Source organism: Micromonospora sp. U56 (assembly GCF_018070095.1).
Lineage (GTDB): Bacteria > Actinomycetota > Actinomycetes > Mycobacteriales > Micromonosporaceae > Micromonospora > Micromonospora purpureochromogenes.
In genome coordinates, this window is sequence record NZ_JAGPYL010000080.1 from 12,782 (window position 1) to 30,763 (window position 17,982).

The 17,982-nt window shown below is 69.1% G+C and carries 14 protein-coding genes and 3 pseudogenes; 12 read left to right on the plus strand and 5 right to left on the minus strand.

Annotation, left to right across the window (positions count from 1 at the left end):
- Positions 1–17: 17 nt before the first annotated feature.
- Positions 18–479, plus strand: coding sequence for a hypothetical protein (locus KBX37_RS23565; RefSeq protein WP_210778086.1), 462 nt, complete (start codon positions 18–20; stop codon positions 477–479).
- Between the two features lie 309 nt (positions 480–788).
- Here KBX37_RS23565 and KBX37_RS23570 read toward each other — a convergent pair whose 3' ends face one another.
- A complete protein-coding gene (locus KBX37_RS23570) occupies positions 789–1,823 on the minus strand; it encodes an IS110 family transposase (protein ID WP_210778087.1) in 1,035 nt (344 codons plus the stop codon).
- 306 nt (positions 1,824–2,129) lie between these two features.
- Between KBX37_RS23570 and KBX37_RS23575 the strand changes: the two genes are divergently transcribed.
- The 5 genes from KBX37_RS23575 to KBX37_RS23595 all read left to right on the plus strand — a co-directional run bounded on the left by KBX37_RS23575 (position 2,130) and on the right by KBX37_RS23595 (position 7,515).
- The gene (locus KBX37_RS23575; RefSeq protein ID WP_307849174.1) at positions 2,130–3,113 is read left to right on the plus strand and encodes an IS110 family transposase; all 984 of its coding nucleotides are present in this window, start codon (positions 2,130–2,132) and stop codon (positions 3,111–3,113) included.
- A 9-nt stretch (positions 3,114–3,122) separates the two neighbouring features.
- Positions 3,123–3,497 carry a hypothetical protein gene (locus tag KBX37_RS23580; protein ID WP_210778088.1) on the plus strand — a complete coding sequence of 125 codons (375 nt, stop codon included), beginning with the start codon at positions 3,123–3,125 and terminating at the stop codon, positions 3,495–3,497.
- A 351-nt stretch (positions 3,498–3,848) separates the two neighbouring features.
- On the plus strand, positions 3,849–4,415 hold the full coding sequence (locus KBX37_RS23585) for an RNA polymerase sigma factor (RefSeq protein WP_210778089.1): 567 nt from the start codon (positions 3,849–3,851) through the stop codon (positions 4,413–4,415).
- Positions 4,412–5,494, plus strand: a complete 1,083-nt coding sequence (locus KBX37_RS23590) for a hypothetical protein (protein ID WP_210778090.1) — start codon at positions 4,412–4,414, stop codon at positions 5,492–5,494. The genes KBX37_RS23585 and KBX37_RS23590 overlap by 4 nt, the downstream gene beginning before the upstream one ends.
- Positions 5,495–6,141: 647 nt before the next feature.
- Entirely contained in the window at positions 6,142–7,515 is a 1,374-nt protein-coding gene (locus KBX37_RS23595; RefSeq protein ID WP_210778091.1) for a serine hydrolase, read from the plus strand.
- 467 nt (positions 7,516–7,982) lie between these two features.
- Here the strand turns inward: KBX37_RS23595 and KBX37_RS23600 are convergent, their stop codons facing one another.
- Positions 7,983–8,858, minus strand: coding sequence for a hypothetical protein (locus KBX37_RS23600; RefSeq protein ID WP_210778092.1), 876 nt, complete (start codon positions 8,856–8,858; stop codon positions 7,983–7,985).
- An 852-nt stretch (positions 8,859–9,710) separates the two neighbouring features.
- On the opposite strand from KBX37_RS23600, the gene KBX37_RS23605 reads away from it, so the two are divergent.
- The 6 genes and pseudogenes from KBX37_RS23605 (at position 9,711) to KBX37_RS34735 (ending at position 13,472) form a co-directional block, all read left to right on the plus strand.
- Complete coding sequence (locus KBX37_RS23605; RefSeq protein ID WP_210778093.1) at positions 9,711–10,610, plus strand: hypothetical protein; 900 nt, start codon at positions 9,711–9,713, stop codon at positions 10,608–10,610.
- Positions 10,603–11,634 (plus strand): TRM11 family methyltransferase, encoded by a 1,032-nt coding sequence (locus tag KBX37_RS23610; protein ID WP_210778094.1) that lies wholly within the window; start codon positions 10,603–10,605, stop codon positions 11,632–11,634. The genes KBX37_RS23605 and KBX37_RS23610 overlap by 8 nt, the downstream gene beginning before the upstream one ends.
- Positions 11,631–12,173 (plus strand): annotated as a pseudogene (locus KBX37_RS23615) (DNA cytosine methyltransferase). Before KBX37_RS23610 ends, KBX37_RS23615 begins: the two are co-directional and overlap by 4 nt.
- Positions 12,142–12,819 carry a hypothetical protein gene (locus KBX37_RS23620; protein WP_210778095.1) on the plus strand — a complete coding sequence of 226 codons (678 nt, stop codon included), beginning with the start codon at positions 12,142–12,144 and terminating at the stop codon, positions 12,817–12,819. Before KBX37_RS23615 ends, KBX37_RS23620 begins: the two are co-directional and overlap by 32 nt.
- Positions 12,820–12,899: 80 nt before the next feature.
- Positions 12,900–13,130: pseudogene (locus tag KBX37_RS34730) on the plus strand (helix-turn-helix domain-containing protein); the annotation flags it as partial.
- A gap of 141 nt (positions 13,131–13,271) precedes the next feature.
- On the plus strand, positions 13,272–13,472 hold the full coding sequence (locus KBX37_RS34735) for a hypothetical protein (RefSeq protein WP_247658758.1): 201 nt from the start codon (positions 13,272–13,274) through the stop codon (positions 13,470–13,472).
- A gap of 452 nt (positions 13,473–13,924) precedes the next feature.
- Here KBX37_RS34735 and KBX37_RS23630 read toward each other — a convergent pair whose 3' ends face one another.
- The 3 genes and pseudogenes from KBX37_RS23630 to KBX37_RS34740 all read right to left on the minus strand — a co-directional run bounded on the left by KBX37_RS23630 (position 13,925) and on the right by KBX37_RS34740 (position 17,775).
- The gene (locus tag KBX37_RS23630) at positions 13,925–14,593 is read right to left on the minus strand and encodes an ElyC/SanA/YdcF family protein (RefSeq protein WP_210778097.1); all 669 of its coding nucleotides are present in this window, start codon (positions 14,591–14,593) and stop codon (positions 13,925–13,927) included.
- A gap of 20 nt (positions 14,594–14,613) precedes the next feature.
- Complete coding sequence (locus tag KBX37_RS23635; RefSeq protein ID WP_210778098.1) at positions 14,614–17,136, minus strand: NB-ARC domain-containing protein; 2,523 nt, start codon at positions 17,134–17,136, stop codon at positions 14,614–14,616.
- Positions 17,137–17,400: 264 nt separating this feature from the next.
- Positions 17,401–17,775: pseudogene (locus KBX37_RS34740) on the minus strand (cyclic-phosphate processing receiver domain-containing protein).
- Positions 17,776–17,982 lie beyond the last annotated feature (207 nt).

The window sequence follows — 17,982 nt, forward strand, 5'->3', positions numbered from 1 at the left end:
AGGGTATCGTCGCCGGCATGTCGCTACCTGCTCTGGTTCCGATAGTGCGCGAACCGGGGTACCACACCGACAGGGTAGGGCGATACGCCGAGGGCCAGTTCTACGCGGGGATACACGGCGCGCATCGCGATGATGACCATGAGCCGGATCCGGACCGGGAACGGATACGCTGGTACGCCTACCTGCACCTGTTCGACGTCGACGGCCGCCACCGCCGGTCTGACATTTCGCTGGTGGCCACCGCCCCGTATCTACGAGGTGAGCTTGGTGACCAGGCCGAGGCGCGCTTGGGTGGCCTGCTCGATCAGCTAGCTGAACGGCAGTACGGCGACATCGCCATCCAGCTGTTTCGCGTGGTCCATGACGGTGTCACGTTCGGCTTGATTGACGAGTCTGACGCTGAGCGAGGCGACTGGGTCGAGTTGTACCCAGACCGCCTCGGGTTCACAGAACCGTGGGACGGGCTCTACAGCACCTGATCGCCGAGCACGGCCAGCATCGCGTAGCAGGTCGACGCCAGTCGCTCGACGCACGCTCACATCGGCAGATCAGGATGCCGGCTCGACTCGGAGGCCAGCTACCGAGCGTGATTGCCTCGATCGGCCAGCACGCACGGACGGCGGCTACTTATCTACTGGTGGTACGACCGCAGCCCGGCCAGGCTTGGTCGAGGTGACCGGCGGGGTCGCTCTTTCGGCGGCTGCCCACCGCGGTTTGGTGTGGCTCTCATCTGGCATGCGTCCTGCCGGTCACCGTGGCGCGGAGAGGCTCAAGAGCGCCTCTGTGTGTCAAGGGGTGGCGGAGGGTTGCTTTTGTTGATCTTTGAGGAGTTGTCGGTAGAGGACGTTGGTGAGGCGTCGTTTGAGTGCTCGTCGGGCCTCGGCTGGTGTCTTGCCCTCGCTGATCTTGCGGAGGTAGTAGACGCGGCCGGGGCCGGGGTCGCGGGCCTGGCACACCGCGATGGTGTGGATGGCGGTGTTGAGTTGGCGGTTGCCGGTGGGGTTGAGCCGGTGCCGGCGGCGTTCGCCGCTGGATGCCTCCAGGGGTGCGGTGCCGGTGTAGCTGGCGAAGTGATCAGCGGTCGGGAAGCGCGTGATGTCACCGACGTGGCCGAGGATCTTCCCGGCAAGGATGTGCGCGACCCCGTGGACGTTGGTGATGGTGGAGTGGGTCTCGGCGAGGGTTTGGCGGGTCTGGGCCTGGTTGGTGTGCAGCTGCCGATCCAGGCGGCGCAGGTCGGCTAGGAGGTCGCGGGCAAGGTCGCGTCGGCAGGTGTCAGTGGCGCCGATCGGGCGCACGCCGCGGAGGAGTGTGGCGGCCTTCTCGGCGGTGAGGTCCAGCGCGGCGCCGCCGGGGATCAGGTCACGCAGCAGCACGTGCAGTCGGTTGAGGACGCGTACCCGTTCGCTGGCCAGGTCGTCACGGCGCTCGGAGAGCAGGCGCAGCCGGGTGCTGTGGTCTTCGGCCACGACGGTGCGCAGCCGCTTGTGGCGCATGGCGGCGTGCGCGACGCTGGCCGCGTCGGCGGAGTCGCTCTTGCGGGCGCCGCCGGTGTCCAGCAGTCGGGCGCGGGCGGCGAGGGTGGCTGGCACGTCCACAACGTCTTCGCCGGCGGCGGCCAGGAGCTGGGCTATGCCGCGGCCCAGGCCTGCCGCCCCCTCGACGGCGAAGCGTCGCTGTGGCCACCGAGCCGCCCAGGCGGTCAACGTCTTGTATGCCCCAGCGTTGACGGTGACGCGTCTGGTGCCCAGGTGCTGGCCGGTGGGGTCCAACGCGACGGCGGTCAGGGAGGACTTGTGGGGGTCGATTCCGATTGTGATCACGACGGTCAGGGATCCCTTCGCCCGGCAGATGGGAATGCGCCGTGGTGGGCAGCCTGACTTGCGGAACCTTGTGCACGCCTCTGTTGAGCCACACCACGGCCGGGCGCCGGCCAGCGGTGGCACGCTCTTGATGAGCCAACCCGAGGGCGGCAAGGGGTCTGCGAGCCAATGCCAACCGGCGCCCTGACGCTACGGGCTGCAGACCCTCGCGTCTGACTCCAGTAGACAAGTCAGGGGTCTGCCCAGCTCGAAGTAGCGCTGCCCTCCTCGCCGGATTCAGCCCCGGTCTGATCGAGGAGAACGAGCGTGGGACAGGTCATCATCGGTATGGATCCGCACAAGCGGTCCGCGACCATCGAGATCATCAACGACCGCGAGAAGGTTCTCGCGCAGGGCCGGTTCACCACCGACCGCGACGGATACCGGACGATGCTGGAACTCGGTCGGCAGCACAAAGACCGTGTCTGGGCGGTGGAGGGCTGCAACGGCATCGGCCGGCACATCGCTCAACGCCTCGTCGCCGACGGCGAAACCGTGGTGGACGTCCCGGCGAAACTGTCCGCACGGGCCCGCGTGTTCGACACCGGTCAGGGCCGCAAAACCGACCCGGTCGACGCCCACAGCGTCGCCGTCGCAGCCCTGCGGGCGAAGGGTCTGCGGCAGGTCACCGTCGACGATGTGACGGTTGCGTTGAGGCTGCTGGTCGACCACCGCGACGGTCTCGGCCACGCCCGCACCGACCTGCTCAACCGCATCTACAAGCTTCTGCTGGAACTGCTGCCCGGCGGGGCGAAGAAGTTCCTGTCCGCTCCGCAGGCCCGGACCCTGCTCAACACGATCCGGCCGCGTGATCTGGTCGGGCGCACCCGCCGCCGGCTCGCGTCCGAGCTGATCACCGAACTGGTCCAGGTCGACAAGAAGATCAAGGCCGCGAACAAGGAACTGACCGAGCTCGTCGAAACCACCGGCAGCAGCCTGCAGGACCTCAACGGCATCGGCCCCTCCGGCGCCGCCCGGCTGATCGGAGACGTCGCGGACATCAGCCGCTTCGCCAGCCGCGGGCACTTCGCCTCCTGGAACGGCACCGCACCCCTGGACGCGTCCTCCGGTGACCAGCAACGCCACCGCCTTTCCAGGGCCGGGAACCGGCGCATCAACCGGGCCTGCACATCATGGCCGTCGTCCAGCTACTTCCCGGACCCGCCAAGCCCCAGCCTAGAACACCACTCCTCGCCGCCTCTTGACACAGAGGGGTGCCAGATGAGGATGCTGGCAGGCCGTACATCATGATTGGTGCTCGTGGACGCCAGTGATCCCTACACCACTATCACCGAGCCGACGTTCGTGGCGCGGTTCCTCCTCGGGCCGGACCCGGGCGCCGTGAGTACGGTGGCCAACGTCGACGCGTTTGTCGACCTTCCGGACGGCTCCACGTGGGCGTTGACGATCTTCACCGTTGACGAGGTCGGCCGCTTGCTGGCACGGTGGAAGGAGACCGGCGAGGAGGCGAACGGCAGCTACTTCTGGGCCGTCGACCAGCTGATCGTGCCGGTGCCAGGCGTATCGGCAATGACTGCGGCGATCCGGGAACTCGTGCACACCGGAGACATCACGAGAGCGGGCGTTCGATGCGAAGACCGGGACCCAGACGCCCCGGCGACCACCGAGGAATGACCCTTCGGCTGCTGCGTCGAGCCCGATCAGCGGCAGATCCGTGCGCCTGACGCGCGGCGGCATCAGAGGTGCGCAATCTGACCTCGGCCCGATGGACGGCCGGCGGTGAAGCAGGACAGGCGGTGGCGTCAGGCGTACTGTTCGCGTCGCTCGTGACATCCTCGGGCCGCGTCACGGTGGTCAGGATCGTCACCGGCACCGCGGGCCCGGGTCGCCTGGACCAGTGGATGCCAGCAGTCGGCCGAGCTCGGGTTGCGGCCAAGACGCTGGTGGTCGAGGCCGGCCCGACGAGCTCCGCGAATTCTGGATCGGGCTTGTCACGATTGGTGCTCGGCCGGACATGGAGTAGACGTGAGTTCCGGGGCTGAGCACGAGGACCGCTTCCGACGCGTCTACGCGGTCAACTTCGAGCCGCTGCTGGCGTACGCCATGCGGCGCGTCGGGCAGCCCGAGGACGCGGCCGACGTGGTCGCCGAGACCTTCCTCGTCGCTTGGCGGCGCAGCCGTGACATGCCGCCGGAGGCCGAGGCCCGGCTGTGGCTGTACGGCGTGGCCCGGCGGGTGCTGGCCAACCACCACCGCGGCGGAGTCCGCCGGGAACGGCTGGGTGAACGGTTGCGGCAACGGCTCAAGGTCGCCGTCGCCGTCGACCCGGGCAGCGAGGTGCCCGACCGGCTCACGGTCCAAGCCGCGCTGGCCCGGCTGGGTGAGTTGGATCGGGAGGTGTTGATGCTGACCTTCTGGGAGGGCCTGGAGCCGCGCGAGGCCGCTGCGGTCCTTCACGTGAACCCGGCTGCGGTCCGTACCCGGCTGTCGCGTGCCCGCGCCCGGTTGCGAGAACTCGTCGGTGACGACCTCGGCCCGCCCGGACATGTACTCGACGTCATGGCCGTACGCACCTCAGAGGAGGGCAGATGACCGACGAGCACCTCGACCGGATGGTCCGAGACGCCGACCCGTACCGACCCGGTGTCCTCAGGCACCTCGACGGGGCCGCGCAGAACCTCGTGGAGGAAATCATGTCCGTGCCGACCCTCGACCCCGTCGCCGAACCGCCGGGCAAGCGCTTCCGGGCGCGCCGCGGCGTGATGAGCGGCCTCGCCGGCGCAAGCGTCGCGGCCACCCTTCTCGCCGGTGTCCTGACCGTCTCGATCATGAAGTTGGACCAGCCGGACGGGCACCCGACGACCCCGGCGACCACCTCCGAAGCGACGGACCCGGCCGCGTATTCGGCGATGGTGCTCAAGGCGGCCGAGGAGAACCCGCGGCTGCTGATCGACCAGCCCGGCTGGAAGGCGACCACGGTCTACGGTTTCGCCGAGAAGACGGGCACCATCGCGTTCAGCGACGGCGAACGGCAGGTGGAGATGAACTGGTACCCGGCCGGCCAGTACGACGGCTACCACGAGGATCGGCTCCACGTCAGCAAGCCGGAGCCGGTGAAGGTCGACGGCTGGTCGGCGGACCTGTTCCGGTACAGCGCCAGCGACTTCGCGGTCATGCTCCGGCCCCGCGACGGTTCCTTCGTCGAACTGCGTACCGGGGGCACCTGGACGCGGAGCGAGTTCGATCGGGTTCTCGCCGACGTGGTGCGCGTCGACGCTCGTACGTGGCTGGCGGCGCTGCCGACGGAGATCGTCACGCCGGAGCGGGTGGACGAGCAGGCGGCCAAGGTGCTCGCCGACGTGCCGCTCCCTCCCGGCTTCGACACCACCACGCTGGGCGACCTCGGCACCAACGACGCCTACCAGTTCGGCGCCAAGGTGACCAGCCGGGTCGGCTGCGGGTGGATCGCCGAATGGCTGCGCGCGAAGAAGGCCGGCGACGACGCCGCCCTCCGACGGGCCGCTGACGCGTTGCGCAGCAGCCACAAGTGGACCGTGCTGCACCAGATGAACGACGAGGGTGACTGGCCGGAGGCGTTCTGGGAGACCGCCGACAAGGTGGCCGCCGGAAAGCCGCCGGCCCAGTACCAAGAGGCCCTGGGCTGCGAGTAGCCGTCCCGGATCGCCGAACAGCTTTCGGGCAGGGCGCTGGGGATCAGCCGATCCTCAGCGCCCGACGCCTGCCCCACGTCTCACACCGGAGGGCGGCATCGGCGGGGATGAAACGGCTCGTGTGAAGCCACACCGGACTTGCCATCGATCTCTGCGCCGAACCCAGCGGGCCCTGTTGCGCCCGGGAAACCGGATGAGCGACACGGCACCGGACTTCATCGAGGCGTTGACTCTCGTGGGTGCCGCTCCGATCAGGGCGATGATCCGTACGGTGATGACGGACCTCACCGGCGACCTTCCGATCTGCGCCAGGAACCTCGCCCTGCCAATCTTCGTCGCCGTACAGTGGGGAGCCGACCACGGCACCCAGGGCGCGGAGAAGGTCGCCGCGATGGAGCGCCGCGCCCACGCCGGCTGGCGTCGCCGGCGGCGGGTTGTAGAAGACCTGACGCTCGTGGCGCACAAAGCACATCTTGCTCGCCGGCCAATCGGCGCGGTCAGGCGGCTGGTGGCCAGGCGCACTCATCTCGGCAGAACCGCGCGTCGAGCGCCGCCACGCCCGTCACTCAACGTGACGCACGGTCGGCGGCAGATCCGGACGCCTGGGACCGCTACGGGCCGTGCGGCCACCCGGTAGGTTTGCCCGCATGTCGCCGATCCAGACGGACCTGCTGCCCGATACCCGTCGTGCGCTGGTCCACCGGCTGGCCACTGGTCAGGTACAGGGGCGGGCGCCTTCTGTCGTCGCCGCCGTGGTGCGCGATGGCCGTCCTGCGTGGGTGGACGGGTGGGGAAGCGTGGACGGTAGCGTGCCGGACGGCAACATCCAGTACCGGATCGGCTCGATCACCAAGACGTTCGTGGCGGTGCTGGTGCTGCGCCTGCGCGACGAGGGGCGACTCGCCCTTACCGACCCGCTGGCCGAGCACCTGCCCGGCACGGTGGCGGGTCAGGCCACGGTCGGTGCCCTGCTGGCGCACACCGCCGGACTGGTCGCTGAGGCGCCCGGTCCGTGGTGGGAACGAACCCCGGGCGCGCTGCGACCCGACCTGGCCGACGTGCTCGGCAGCGATCCGCGGGTGCATCCGGCCGGACAGCGCCACCACTACTCCAACCCCGGCTACGCGCTGCTCGGCGCGCTGGTGCAGCGGGTTCGCGGACAGGCGTGGGGCGAGGTGCTGCGGCGCGAGGTGCTGGAGCCGCTCGCGATGACCCGTACCACCCTGCTGCCGGTCGCGCCGCACGCCACGGGCTGGGCGGTCCATCCCTGGGCCGACGTGCTGCTGCCGGAGCCCGCCGTGGACACCGGCCGGATGGCGCCGGCTGGGCAGCTGTGGTCGACCGCGACGGACCTGGCCAGGTTCGCCGCCTTCCTCATTGACGGCGATGAGCGAGTGCTGCACCCGGACACCGTCGCGGAGATGCGCGCCCCGACGAGTCCACCGGAAGCGACGGGCTGCGACAGCGGATACGGGCTCGGCATGCAACTGCTGCGCCGGGATAGCCGACTGTTGGCCGGCCACACCGGCTCGATGCCGGGCTTTGTCGCCACCGTGTGGGTCAGCCCCGATGACGCTCTGGGCGCCGTCGTGATGGGTAACGTGACCGCCGGCCTCGCCGCCGGCGCTCTCGCCGCTGACCTGCTGCAGACGGTCGCCGAGCGGGAGCCGCGGATCCCGGCGCCGTGGCGCCCGCTGCCCTCAGTCGACCCGCAGCTACTGGATCTCGCCGGCCCGTGGTACTGGGGGCCGGCCCCCTACGTGCTGCGCCCGCTGGCCGATGGCTTCGTGGAGTTGATCCCGTTGTCCGGGGGCGGGCGCGGCACCCGGCTGCGCCCCATGGGCGACGGCGGGTGGGAGGGGACCAACGGCTACTTCGCCGGCGAGCGGCTGCGGGTGGAACGCGACGCCGCGGGCGCGGTGAGCCACCTTGATCTCGGCACCTTCGTCTTCACCCGGCAGCCCTACGACCCGGCGGTGGTGCCCGGCGGTGTCGACCCGGCCGGTTGGCGGGTCGGGTGACCTGACGAACGCACTGATCTCGGCAGAAGCGGATGCGCCGCCATGCCGATCGCGCATCGCTGGTCACGGAACGTCACCACGGCCACCGACACTACCCATGGGTCTCGCTGAGGCGCCGCTGGTCGGCTCGGGAGCGGTTGGAGGTGCGAACTGCCGGCTCTCATCTCAGCGTCCGTCTACACGACGCTGTGCATGTTCAGCTGTACCTGGCTGGGCACGTTGACTCGTACGCCGACAAGTGCGGATGAGCCGCCGGAGCACTCACCGGTCTGGACAGCGCCGCACCCCGTCGGCTTCTCCCACGGGCTCTTCACATCCGCTTCGGTCTGCGACCGGCAGCGTCCTCCCGATACGGGCGCAGACGGCCGGAAACACGAGGCGATGCCCTCACCTGGACGATGGCGGTGAAGGCGCCGCGGGGGTGGTGCCGATCGTCTGGTTGTCGATGAGGGGTTTCGGTGCGTGGGTCAGGCGGCTGCCGCCGCCGGGGAGGCCGTGTGCGTGGCGTGTGGGCGGGCGGTGGCCCGGCCGGCGCGGGTGGCCGCCCGGTGCCCGGCCTTGGCCGCGAGGGCTTCGGTGGCTTGCGGGGATGCGATGCCGGTGAGCAGGCCGGCGGCGAGAGCGTCGGCGATGCGGATGTCGATGCGGCCCAGGCGCATCCGCAGGGCGTCGACGGTGACACCGAGTCCGGCGGCGATCGGCTCGATCGCTCGCTGTCCGAGCCGCACGTCGATGTAGGGCTGCTCGTCCTCGGCGTCGAGGATGCCCAAGCCGACGGCACGGCACACGAGCACGTCGGGATGCCCGTAGGGCACCTTCGGGGTGCGGGGGCCGGTGAGGTGCTCGACGTCGGCGATGGTGGTGTACTCGCTGGCCTGCAGGCGCAGTTGGTGCCCGGCGCGCCACGCCGCCCGGCACAGCGCCGCGTACGGGGCGTCCTTGGTCAGGTCGACCCGGTCGCGTAGGGCGGTCAGGAAGCCGGCGAGGACCTCGCCGTCGATGTCGTCCGGGTCACCGGGGTAGCCGGCGCACAACTGCCCCGCGTAGCGGCGTAGCGCGGGCATGGCCATCCCGACCGCTGCGATCACCCACGCCGGCCCGTCCAGGCGCGCACGGCGGACCAGTTCCCGCCACACGCCGTCCCGCACCGGGTAGGCCCGGGGATGCCGCAGGAGCCAGTCGCGCAGCGCCGGCAGTGCCATGACACCCGACAGTGCACCGTCGTCGGGGAGGCAGCTGTCAAGGTCGAGCGTCAGAGGCGCCGGCTGGCAGGTCAACGCCGCGAAGGCGGCGTCGGCGGCGTCCAGCGGCGAGGTCGGCCAGTCCGTGGCGGACACGTTCATGTCACTACTCCCATGTCAGAGAAGACTTGTCGAAGGACATCGCCGCCCTGCCGTGGCCGCGCGTCGGCACCGATTGCGCCACGGCGGGCACACAGACCCCTCACAGCGCAGGCCGGAACCTCTGCGACACGACGCCGCCGGTCGTGACACCGCTTCTGCCAGTCGATCTCTGACAATGGCCTACATTGATGTTGTCCGCTTGCGTCGATGCACTTGAACTGGACTTTGACACAGGCCGAACGGTCATCTCGCCGGTCGCCGAGGCTTGCTGGCGCCCGTCACCCGGGCGCGCTCCGACGAGGACACCGCCTGGACATGACACTCACAGGCCACTCACGGCCACTCGCACCGAGCCCCTCAGCGCCGGTGACATCGCCCGTCGGCACGATGTCACCGGCGCCGAGTCTGACGCGGGTCGGCAGTGTCGCCCGGACATCCGGCGCCGACGGTGATGTCACCGCTGCCCGCGCGCGGGATCGAATGTCACGTCAACGGCAGGCTGACATGAGCAGCGATGGCACGGCGACGGCTCTCACGCAAGGCCCACCCGACGCCGCACCATCGGCGTTCGTCACCAACGAGCTGTGCGTGTCAATGACGCCGCGTGTCTGACAGCGCAGACCAGCCGGGATATTCGAGCCCTGACGACATGCAACCTCGACCAGGTGTCGTCGCCGTCGCCCGCTGCTCTACCGGCATCGTCAGCAGGTAGACCGGCGCCAAGGCAGACCGGCTGTGAGCGGCTGTGAGTCCCTGTGTGCCGGTGTGAGAACCGGGGGCGTTCGCCAGAGCACACAAACGCCGGTTTGGGGATGTCAGCGCACCGACCGCGCGGCGCGGAGCCGACACCACATGAGCGAGCACCCGCCGCAGCACCACCACGACCCTGCCCACCCCGTCGACCCCATCGGCGCCGACCCGACCCTGATTGACCTCGTGGCCGGTGACCCGCCGGTTCCGGTCACGGTGTGGCGCACCGCCCGCGCCGACGCCGACGCCGGCCGCGGGATCGGCGCCCGACTGGCCTACCGGCTCGTGGCCGCCTATAGCCGCCCCGGCGACGCCGTCGTCGACCTGACCGGCCGCCACGCCCTGACCGCCGTCTGCGCCGCCGGTCGGCGCCGGCACCACCCGGGCTGGTTCACCGACGCGTCCAGCCTCATCATCGGTCCGGCCACCCCGCCGGCCCATCCCACCCCTGGCGAGGTGTCGGACGACAGCGACCTGCCGGACCTGCGCGCCTGGTTCGGCGACGACCTCACCGACCCCGACCTGCCCCCCACGGGGGAGCAGGCCAACCCGCCGTCCGACGGCACGTCGCTGCAGGAGGCCACCAGCCTGGTTGTGGCCTGCTGGCCCCTGGACCGCGCCGACTGCACCAACCGGATTCGGCTGGCGTGGCTGCTGACCGCGTGCGCGCGCCTGCTGCGCCCCGGCGGCTGCCTCGTCCTCGTCGTCACCGTGCCGGCCAGCATGGTCGGGCCCGAGAACTTCACCCCGGTGGCCACCGCCGCCGCAGCTGCCGGCCTGGGCTACCTGCAGCACATCGTCGCCGTCGCCGCCGACACCGACGGCGACGCGTTCGTCTACCACGTCACCGACGAGGAACTGCTCACCCTCGCCCAGCAGACCGGCGAGCAGCAGTGGTCGGTAGCACACCTGCGGGTACACGCCGACCTGCTCGTGTTCAGCCAGCACCAGGCGCCGGACACGCACCGCGGCTCTCGCCGGCAGGGCGGCCGCCGTGGCTGAGCACCCGCCGTTCCCCACCGACCCGCACCAGCCAGCCACCACCGCAGCCGAAGACACCGACCTCAGCTCACACCGCGGCGAGCCGAGCCCAGACGTGCTGTCGGTGTGGGCGACCGCTCAGCGGACGGGACCGGTGCAGCGCCGCGGCCGGTACGTGCCGGAGTCGGTCAAGCACCCCGCCCGGATGCTCCCGGCCATCGCCGCGCACGCCGTGCACGCCTACACCCAACCCGGCGACCTGGTCCTGGACCCGATGTGCGGCATCGGCACCACCCTCGTCGAGGCCGTCCACGCCGGCCGCGACGCCATCGGCGTGGAGTACGAGTCCCGCTGGTCCGACATCGCCGACGCGAACATCACCCACGCCCACGACCATGGCGCTACCGGCCGCGCCTCGGTGATCCGCGGCGACGCCACCCGGCTGCGGTCCCTGCTGCCCGCCGCCCTCACCGGGCAGGTCACCCTCGTGGTCACCTCACCGCCGTACGGGCCGACCGTGCACGGCCTCGTCCGGCCCGGCGCGGACGGGGTGGCGAAGTTCGACAACGCCTACAACGACGGCACCGACAAAGGAAACCTCGCCTACCGCGACCTCACCGGCCTCACCGACGGCTTCGAACAGATCCTCACCGGCTGCGCGACACTGCTACGCCCGGGCGGCACCGTGGTGGTCACCGCCCGACCGTGGCGCAAGAACGGACAACTCGTCGACCTGCCCTCCGCCGTCATCGCCGCCGGCACCCGCGCCGGCCTGATCCCCACCGAGCGGTGCGTCGCCCTCCTCGCAGCGGTCCGCGACGGGCACCTAGTAGCCCGCCCGTCGTTCTTCCAACTCCAGGCCGTGCGCAAGGCCCGCACCGCCGGCACCCCCCTGCACCTGATCACCCACGAAGACGTCCTCATCTTCCGACGACCGGCAACCTCCGCAAGTTCCGGCGAGCTGACAGGTTCCCACGGCGAATCCAGAGGCCACCACGGCTCGTCCAGCCGGGACGCTGCCGGGGACCCGGGGGAGGGAGGTTGAATGACCGTCCCACCGGGCCGCGCATCGGATCCCTGTGCACCGGATACGGCGGCCTCGACCTGGCCGTCGAGCTGGTGCTCGGCGGCCGGCTCGCCTGGTACGCCGAAACCGACCGACACGCCCACACTGTCCTCGAACATCCCTGGCCGCACGTGCCCAACCTCGGCGACATCCGCACCGTCGACTGGACCCGGGTCGAGCCCGTCGACGTCCTCACCGCCGGGTTCCCCTGCCAGGACATCTCCAACGCCGGCAAACGCGCCGGCATCACCGGCCAACACTCCAGCCTCTGATCACATGTCGCCGACGCCGTTCGCATACTTCGACCACCGCTCGTGTTCGTGGAGAACGTCGCCGCCCTCCGCCGGCGCGGACTTGACGTCATCCACGCCGACCTGGCCGCGCTCGGGTACGACACGAGCTGGCAATGCCTACGCGCATCCGACATCGGCGCACCCCACCAACGCGACCGACTGTTCCTCCTCGCCACCCACCACGGGGGAGGGGGTGCGAACGTTGCCCACGCCGTGCGCCCGTGACGGCAAAGGCCCCGGCCACCAGCACGGCCTGCCCGACCTCATCGAACCCACCGGCACCCGCCACCACCTCCTGCCCACACCCCGCGCCAGCGACACCGGCACACCAGGCCGCCGCCCCGGCAACGGCTTCCGCCCGCCGCTGTCCCACGTCCTCCTGCCCACCCCCAGAGCCAGCGACGGCCAGAAGGGCTGCCCCGGACAACGCGGTTCCCACGGGGACCTCACCCTGCCGTCGGCCGCCGTCCGCCTCCCACAGCGTCTCCTGCCCACGCCTCGGGCCTCCGATTCCCACGGCCCCGGCCGCCACGGCGACGGCGGCACCGACCTGCGCACCACCATCACCGAACTGACCCCCCACCGCCTCGGCGTGGCCGACGAAACCCGATGGGGGATCTACGCCACCGCCATCGCCCGCTGGGAACTCCTGACCGGCCGGCCCGTACCCGCCCCCACCCAACCCGGCCAACACGGCAAACCGGTGCTCGCACCGCCGTTCGTGGAATGGCTCATGGGCCTACCCGACCAGTGGGTCACCGACCCCACGCTCGGCCTGCCCCGCACCGCCGCGCTGCGAGTCCTCGGCAACGGCGTCGTCCCCGCTCAAGCGGCGACCGCCCTGCACCTCCTCCTCCGCTACCCCACCTAACCCCTCCCGGCCCGCGACGAGCCACCACCCACACCCGCGCCCCGACCGAGGAACCGACTACACCCCCCGGGAGCCCACCGATGCCACCCAACCCAACCCGAGCCCGACGCCAACTGCCGCACGCCACCCCAGCGCCCAACCACCGAGCCGCCCATCACGACGACCCAGGCCCTCGCCTATTCACCCCCGCCGAGGCCGCCGCGCTCCTGCGCGTCTCGGAATCCTGGCTGCGCCGCCGCGCCGGCCGCCGCCAAATCCCCTGCACCTTCCTCGGCAAACACCTGCGCTTCTCCGCCGCCGACCTCGCCGCCATCATCGCCGCCGCCGCGCAACCGCCCACCGGCCGGCGCACCACCCGACGCCACCGACGCCCGCCCCCCCGGCGACTTGCTCCACCCCGAAAGTCGAGCGTCAATCACCGCCGCACCCGACAAACGAACGGAGACATAGCCATGGCCTGGGTGGAAAAACGTGGCACCCGCCACAACATGCACCCAGTCCGCGAAGCTCAGTGGAAGGTAGCAACCGCCGGCGAGCTGGTTGAGGCTTTCGTCGCCGCCGTGGCGACGGTAAAGGGCTGGCTGAGCACCGGCCCGCACGATCCCTACACCTGGCGACGCCAGGCCGGGTTGCCTGACGCGCCGGTCAGCTGACACCCTCACCATCAGCTGTCGACCAAGCGGCGCTCACATCGAAACTAGCCTGGTACGCCTCAGGCGAAGTGGCGCTCGGTTCGCCCGGGTCGCTTTGGGCTGGCCGGCCTTGTCGTGATCGCCCACGCGACGCTGCGGGCGCAGCCCCAGTTGAAGATTGACATGATCGCTCTGGAGTCGGGCCCGCGGAGCGACCCACCGAGTCGCTGATCCGGCTAGACCCGCACATCGCGCAGGTCGCCCGGTACATCGACGGCTTCTTTGGGTTCGACCAGTGGTTCGTCTTCGACACACGGTGGGCGGCGGCCCGCCCGGACTTGTTCCGCAGTGTCGGATGGTCGTCCTCGGTGACGCCACCAGGGACGGAGCACCGCGTAGGAGATGCAACGCAGCGAGGTGCCTACTTCCGATACGTCTACCAGAGCGGTCGCCTTGAAGCCGGTGAGGCTAGCTCAGCCGTTGAACTCGCGAGCTAGGTCGGCGTACTGGCCGCCGGTCTGGAATTCGGGCAGCGGGAAGATGCGTGGGATATCGAGCGCATGCATTATGCTCAGGCCGCGTAGCTCGCTCGCCAACTCCGCCAGAGTCTCTCGGGACGCCAAATCGACGGCAGTTCTGCCGCTGGACAGGCCAGCGATGACCTCGATCGAGGGATCGAACTTGGCTGCCTGAAATCGGAGTTCCTCATATAGGCGGCGGCTTCGTTGGGCAGGTGCCAGAGACGCCACAGTGGTGCCGACGCGTACCCGTCCGGCCGCTGCGGCTGTTCGTAGGGACAGCGCTGCGTTCTGTGCAGCGTTTGTGGCGCTCCGTTCTATGAGGATGATGCCCGGAGGCAGCCCAGCGGCGATGGCGATAGAGGCAAGAAAGTCGGCTTCGGCGATCCCTAGGGCGGCCAGCGGACCGGAGTCCTTGCCCACTCCGCCGGTGAATACGACGTAACTGACACTACCCAAATCGAACAGTTGAACGGCGTCGTAAGCCAACTGGGGATCGGCGGCACCGAAAACGACGAGAATATCGGTCGGCCGGGTCGGGGTTGGCGGCGTACCGTGCGGCCCGGCCATGATGTCAAGCAACTGCATCCGAGTCGACATCGGCACGTCGGCAGCAGCGGTCATCAAATACTCCTCGGTCACAGCTAGTGCGGCGGGTTGACGGTTCGGGCCCAGTCGGCTGCGATGGCTGCTTCATCACCGGCCCCGTTGTCCTGAAACAACCGTATGGCGCGGGCAAACACACGTGCCGCCGCATCTTCATGGCCTTGGAGCAACCCGAGGGCCCGGCCCTGGTAGGCCAACGATCGGGCGCAACCCAGCGGATCGGAGACCTCCTCGTCGAAAGCGGTTGCCGAGGTAGCGTAGCTGCCAGCGGCGTCTTCGTGATTTCCGTGGGCTTGTTGAAGATCGCCATGGCGACGCCATCCGAACGCCTTCAGCCGGGAGCTTCGCGAGCGCCCATCGTCGAGCGTTTCTGCGTATGCGATGCTCCGATTAATGAGGTGGCCTGCGTCTGTCAGCGCGGCTGGTTCATCGACTCCAACGAGCAAGTACGCTACGCCGAATGCAAGCTCGAACGAGGCGATCCAGTTCTCTTGCGACTCGGTGGAGATGTTGACGGTGTAGTCGCCGAAGGCAGCGCGTGCGGCCTTGTACGCGGCGACGGCTTCGGCCGGACCCTTTGGGTCCGTGCCAAACTCTGCCTCGAGTCTACAAAGATCTGCGAGTTCACGCATCGTTGTGGCAACGCCGGCGACCGCTCGGCGCTGCCGGTCGGGCTGGCCTGCACCGGTCGACTCCTGCCTGTACAGGCGGAGACTGTGCTCAAGGTATCTCCGTGCTTTGGCCGCCGCCTCCGTCGGCATTGTCCGACCGCCGTCGGACGGTTGCAAACGCTCGCTGTGCTCAAGCAGGGTCACGAGATGTCGCCTGCCACGATTGCGCAGCCAACGCGCAAGGTCGAGCCGATCACCGTCCCGCGCTTGCGCATGCGGTGATGCGGCCATTTCGACACGGTCCCATTCTTCGAAGGATCGTGCGGCTTCCAGGAAGTAGAACGCTGAGCAGGCCAGACGGGTGGTGATCGGTAGAGGAGGCGTCAGCGCAGCGGCCTGGATCACGAGAGCAACGAAGTTCGTGCGTTCCCGCTCAAACCATTGGAATGGCCCGGCTGCCGATCGGGTCACTTGGACACCGATCGGGTCGGCGGTTCGCCAGGCATCCCGCATGTCGAGGTCCACCATCAGATTGTCGCGATTCTGCCAGTCGAATACCTCATTGACCTCGTTGTGATACAGCTCGGATACCCGCGTCAGCGCATCGCGGATCTCCTCGGCGAACGTCGAGCCGGCGGCGAGCTCGGCCGCAAAGCTGTGCAAGAGGTCGTGCCGGCCAATCCGCAGCGCAAGTGCCGAGGTCTGGTCAACGTTGTCCCGGACGCCGTCGACGAGATGTCGTTCTACGGATGGATCGTACGCCCATTCCAGCAAGTGATACGACCGTACAACGTCCAACACGTCGCGTGTGCTTGCGACGTCAAGGCCGAGGAGCGCTGCCATCGCGTGCAGACTCGCGGTCGAACCCTTCGCCGGAAATACGCCGAGGAGACGGAATGCCTGCCGCGCCGCATCGGACGGCAGTGCGTCGTACGACCAGGACAATACAACCCGGATGTCCGAAAGCTCGTCGCCTAGTCGGCTCATCGCGGTGAGGGCACCGGCCTTATTGGTCAGTTCGGCGAGGACTTCGTCGAGTCGCCGGTCCCGGGCCGTCTCGGCGACGACCCGCAACGCCAATGGCAGCCCGGCACAGTATGCGCTGAGCTTCTTCGCTATCTCGGGATTACCGGCGAGGCGCCCGCCCATGACGGCGTCCAAAAGACGCGTGGCATCCTCGCCGAGCCGGCCAACATGCACGGTCCTGGCACCTTCGACAGCACGCAGACCACGCAGCTCGCGCCTGCTGCTGATGACGACGCTGCACGTCTTCGGGATTGCCGGCAGGACGGCTCGAAGTTCGGTGTAGTCGTTCACATTGTCGAAGATGAGCAGGCAGCGCCGATCGCGGAGCATATGCAGCAGCCTGACCCGGCGAGCTGTCGGATCTTGGGGGATTGGTTTGCCAGGTCTCAGATGGGCCAGCCACTCTCCGAACGCGTCGGAGACGTTCTTGCGGCTACCAGGCTGCCCGAATCCGCCGAGGTTGAAGCCGAGCACGTTCACGGCCAGCCGCCGGTGCAATCTGTCCGACCAGTAAGCCAAAAGACCGGACTTACCTACCCCCGCCTCGCCCAGCACGAGCAGCGGTGGCGCCGCATCACCCTCCGCAAACCATCCCTCCAGCTGATCTAGTTCATGCTGGCGGCCGACGAAGTGTGTCGGCGGAAGTTCCGTGCGGCACAGAACAGGCTCCGCGGACGTGGATTCGGAATTGTTGGACGCTGACCCGGCAACGTGCTTGACGGGAATACGTCTGAACAACCAGAAGATTACCGTCCCGGCTAGCGTCAGAGCCGCAGCAGCTGCGCCAACGACGCTCGAATACTGGTCAGCGTCATCGAGTTGCTGCCGGTACACAAACACGGCAAGCGCTGCGAGCCCGACGACGACAAACGTCGTACCCGTGACGGCGAGAGTCAACCAAAGTGCGCGTCGCTGGACCGCCATGTGGCTAATCTTCTGCTGTGGATGCCGCCCTGCCATCGGCCGGTTGCACAGACTTCATGGCGTTCAGGTCAAAGCCGCCGCTCACAGCGTTCACTTAAGGGTTCGAAGGCCTTGCGGCATCGGTCGAGATCGACGGTGCCATGCCACGCCCGCCGTTACAAGACCCACCGTCCGGCACCACACCCGCGGCAGGCTGATCAGGTGCACACATCTGCCGCGAGGCGCTTGCTTGACGAAGCCTCTTGGACGCCGTGCGTTCGGTGGTCACTCCGTCGCGGTGGGGCTGTCGAGGTACGCGACGTCCGCCGCGCCCGACGCAACGCGGACGCGGTAGCCCCAACGCCGGAGAGCCTGGGCCATTTTGGTGGCACCGACTGGGTTGGCGGAGTGAATGTTGATGACGCCGGCGTCGAGTGGTCAGCGTCGAAGGCAGCGCGTTCCAGGACCTCGACGACCGGCCAGATCGTGTCGTCCTCGCCAAGGTCATGGTCAAGCCACAGCTCGTCCAGCCGCTGATCGCGGCAACGCTCGAGAAGTTCCACTCCGGCTGCACTGGTACCGGGCCACGTCCGCGCTGCTGCCGTCAACGAATGAGCGTAGATCGTCGACGAGGATGATTCGAGATTCGTCCGTTGCCATACGAAGATGATGCCCGGCCCTCGCATCCGCCATGATCAGGTGCACGCTTCTGCCGCTGTCCTGGAGCCCGGCCCAAGCAGGGGACTGCCCCGGGTTTGGTTGACTCGCGGGGCTGAGTGGTTCAGGCCGCGTGTGCGGGCCTGTTGATTGTCTCAAACTCGATCGGGGTGAGCTTGCCGAGGCGTCGTTGCCGTCGGCGGCGGTGGT

Excerpts from the sequence above, each read along its gene's own strand:
- KBX37_RS23605 (WP_210778093.1), top strand. The coding sequence starts at position 9,711 with ATGAGCGAGCACCCGCCGCAGCACCACCACGACCCTGCCCACCCCGTC.
- KBX37_RS34735 (WP_247658758.1), top strand. The coding sequence starts at position 13,272 with ATGGCCTGGGTGGAAAAACGTGGCACCCGCCACAACATGCACCCAGTC.
- KBX37_RS23590 (WP_210778090.1), top strand. The coding sequence starts at position 4,412 with ATGACCGACGAGCACCTCGACCGGATGGTCCGAGACGCCGACCCGTAC.
- KBX37_RS23635 (WP_210778098.1), bottom strand. The coding sequence starts at position 17,136 with ATGGCGGTCCAGCGACGCGCACTTTGGTTGACTCTCGCCGTCACGGGT.
- KBX37_RS23600 (WP_210778092.1), bottom strand. The coding sequence starts at position 8,858 with ATGAACGTGTCCGCCACGGACTGGCCGACCTCGCCGCTGGACGCCGCC.
- KBX37_RS23595 (WP_210778091.1), top strand. The coding sequence starts at position 6,142 with ATGTCGCCGATCCAGACGGACCTGCTGCCCGATACCCGTCGTGCGCTG.
- KBX37_RS23630 (WP_210778097.1), bottom strand. The coding sequence starts at position 14,593 with ATGACCGCTGCTGCCGACGTGCCGATGTCGACTCGGATGCAGTTGCTT.
- KBX37_RS23565 (WP_210778086.1), top strand. The coding sequence starts at position 18 with ATGTCGCTACCTGCTCTGGTTCCGATAGTGCGCGAACCGGGGTACCAC.